This is a genomic window from Bacillus sp. LR_5, assembly GCF_042709275.1.
This window is the reverse complement of the sequence record NZ_JAVAXX010000490.1, coordinates 1-2,810: the sequence shown is the minus strand read 5'-3', so window position 1 is coordinate 2,810 and position 2,810 is coordinate 1. Positions and strand designations below refer to the sequence as shown.

Sequence of the window (2,810 nt, the reverse complement as noted above, 5' to 3'; positions counted from 1 at the left end):
CATGCAAGATTTTCTCGATCAAGAGCCGCACCATCTCTCCGGAGGCCAAAAGCAGAGAGTTGCGATTGCGGGTGTTATTGCCGCACGTCCTGATATTATTATCTTAGATGAAGCAACATCCATGCTTGACCCGATTGGGCGAGAAGAAGTGCTTGAAACGGTAAGACATTTAAAGGAGCAAGGCATGGCGACTGTCATTTCCATCACACATGATCTGAATGAGGCAGCGAAAGCAGACAGGATCATTGTGATGAATGGCGGTAAGAAATATGCCGAAGGGCTGCCTGAAGAGATTTTTAAATTGAATAAAGAACTTGTTCGAATTGGGCTTGATTTACCCTTCTCATTCCAGCTTAGCCAGCTTTTAAGAGAAAATGGACTGGCTTTGGAAGAAAATCATTTGACTCAGGAAGGGCTGGTGAAAGAGCTATGGACATTACAATCAAAGATGTAGAACATCGTTATCAGATGAAGACGCCGTTTGAGCGCCTTGCACTGTATGATATCAATGCATCGATTAAAGAAGGCAGCTACGTAGCCGTTATTGGGCATACAGGCTCTGGCAAGTCCACTCTTCTTCAGCACCTGAATGGTCTTCTGAAGCCGACGAAGGGACAGATATCACTAGGCAGCACAGTTATTCAGGCAGGGAAAAAGAATAAAGAGCTGAAAACCCTTCGTAAAAAAGTCGGAATCGTTTTCCAATTTCCTGAGCATCAATTATTCGAAGAGACAGTTCTCAAAGATATTTCATTCGGACCGATGAACTTTGGTGTGAAAAAAGAAGATGCTGAACAAAAAGCGAGAGAGATGCTGAAGCTTGTAGGTTTATCAGAAGAACTTTTGGACAGGTCGCCTTTTGAATTAAGTGGGGGGCAAATGCGCAGAGTTGCAATTGCCGGCGTACTTGCAATGGACCCTGAAGTGCTTGTTCTTGATGAACCGACTGCAGGATTGGACCCAAGAGGGCGAAAAGAGATTATGGACATGTTTTATGAGCTTCATCAACGGGGAAATCTGACGACGATCCTTGTGACACACAGCATGGAGGATGCGGCTGCATACGCTGATGAAATGATCGTTATGCATAAAGGAACGATACAAGCATCAGGCAGTCCGCGTGATTTGTTTTTAAAAGGTGAAGAGATGGCTGGATGGGGGCTGGATCTTCCGGAAACGATAAAATTTCAAAGACAGTTGGAAGCTGCACTGGGCGTCAGATTTAAAGAGCCTATGCTCACAATTGAAGATGCTGCTGCTGAAATCCGTGCTCTTTTTCAGGGGGAGAAGACCTTATGATGGACAGCATGATTATCGGCAAGTATGTACCAGGCTCTTCACTTGTACATCGGCTTGATCCCAGAACAAAACTCATTACGATCTTTTTATTTGTCTGCATCGTATTTCTAGCCAATAATGTACAGACATATGCGCTTCTTGGATTATTTACTGTAGGCGTCGTTTCTTTAACAAGAGTTCCTTTCTCTTTTTTAATGAAAGGGCTAAAGCCAATCATCTGGATTGTCCTCTTTACGTTCCTTCTTCACATTTTAATGACACATGAAGGAGCGGTTATTTTTCAATTAGGTGTTTTCAAAGTCTATGAGGGCGGTTTGGTCCAAGGGATATTCATTTCTCTTAGATTCGTCTATTTGATTTTAATTACAACCTTATTAACGCTGACGACAACACCGATTGAGATTACCGATGGAATGGAGCAGCTGCTGAATCCATTGAAAAAAATAAAGCTTCCTGTTCATGAGCTTGCTCTTATGATGTCAATTTCTTTGCGGTTTATTCCGACCTTGATGGAGGAGACAGATAAGATCATGAAGGCTCAGATGGCGCGAGGCGTTGATTTTACAAGCGGACCTGTCAAAGACAGAGTGAAGGCTATTGTCCCGCTTCTTGTCCCTCTCTTCGTCAGTGCATTCAAACGCGCCGAAGAGCTTGCTGTGGCAATGGAAGCCAGGGGATATCAAGGCGGAGAGGGACGTACGAAATACAGAAAGCTTGTATGGACAGGAAAAGACACTTCTGTCATTGTGAGCTTGATGATTTTGGCTGCTTTGTTATTTTTCTTAAGGACATAGAGGTGCTGTATGAGACTGAAATGCACGATTTCTTATGACGGACATTTGTTTAATGGATATCAGGTACAGCCGGGAAAAAGAACGGTTCAGAATGAACTTGAGAAGGCTTTGGCTGTCCTGCATAAGTCGAAAGACAGAATTCCGGTCGTTTCGTCAGGAAGAACAGATAGCGGGGTTCACGCAGCCGGACAGGTGATTCATTTTGATACTCCGCTGTCTATCCCGGCGGAGAGATGGCCGTATGCTTTAAATGCACTGCTTCCGGACGATATCGCAGTCAAACAGGCGGAAATTGCGGATGATGGGTTCCATGCACGATTTAGCGCAGTCAAAAAAGAATATCGCTATTTTGTATACACGGAGAAACACCCGGACGTATTTAAACGGCATTACGCTTACCATTTTTCATATCACCTTAATGTGCAGAACATGAGAGAAGCGGCAAAGCATCTTATAGGGACACATGATTTTACGAGCTTTTGTGCGGTTAAAACAGAAGTGCAGGACAAGGTAAGAACGATTTACGAACTTGATTGGACTGAGACGGATGACGGCCTGCAAATGCGGATCACAGGCAGCGGTTTCTTATATAATATGGTCAGAATTATTGCGGGTACTTTGCTTGATGCAGGTATTGGAAAAATTTCTCCCGATGATGTGAAATCCATGCTGGCAGCGAAGGATCGCGAAGCGGCAGGGCGTACAGCACCGGGGCAT

General features: G+C 44.3%; 4 protein-coding genes. All 4 read left to right on the top strand.

Annotated elements, in window-relative coordinates; all coding sequences use genetic code 11:
• A partial coding sequence (locus RAC86_RS37505) for an ATP-binding cassette domain-containing protein (RefSeq protein WP_377886837.1) occupies positions 1 to 454 on the top strand: 454 nt, incomplete at its 5' end.
• A complete protein-coding gene (locus RAC86_RS37500; protein ID WP_072182896.1) occupies positions 430 to 1,299 on the top strand; it encodes an energy-coupling factor ABC transporter ATP-binding protein in 870 nt (289 codons plus the stop codon). The genes RAC86_RS37505 and RAC86_RS37500, both read left to right, overlap by 25 nt.
• Positions 1,296 to 2,093, top strand: a complete 798-nt coding sequence (locus tag RAC86_RS37495; protein ID WP_072565637.1) for an energy-coupling factor transporter transmembrane component T family protein — start codon at positions 1,296 to 1,298, stop codon at positions 2,091 to 2,093. Before RAC86_RS37500 ends, RAC86_RS37495 begins: the two co-directional genes overlap by 4 nt.
• A 9-nt stretch (positions 2,094 to 2,102) precedes the next feature.
• Positions 2,103 to 2,810: tRNA pseudouridine(38-40) synthase TruA (truA, locus tag RAC86_RS37490; RefSeq protein WP_377886836.1), on the top strand; the 708-nt coding region annotated here is incomplete at its 3' end.

Coding starts and splice junctions, on each gene's coding strand:
- RAC86_RS37495 (WP_072565637.1), top strand. CDS start 1,296: ATGATGGACAGCATGATTATCGGCAAGTATGTACCAGGCTCTTCACTT.
- RAC86_RS37500 (WP_072182896.1), top strand. CDS start 430: ATGGACATTACAATCAAAGATGTAGAACATCGTTATCAGATGAAGACG.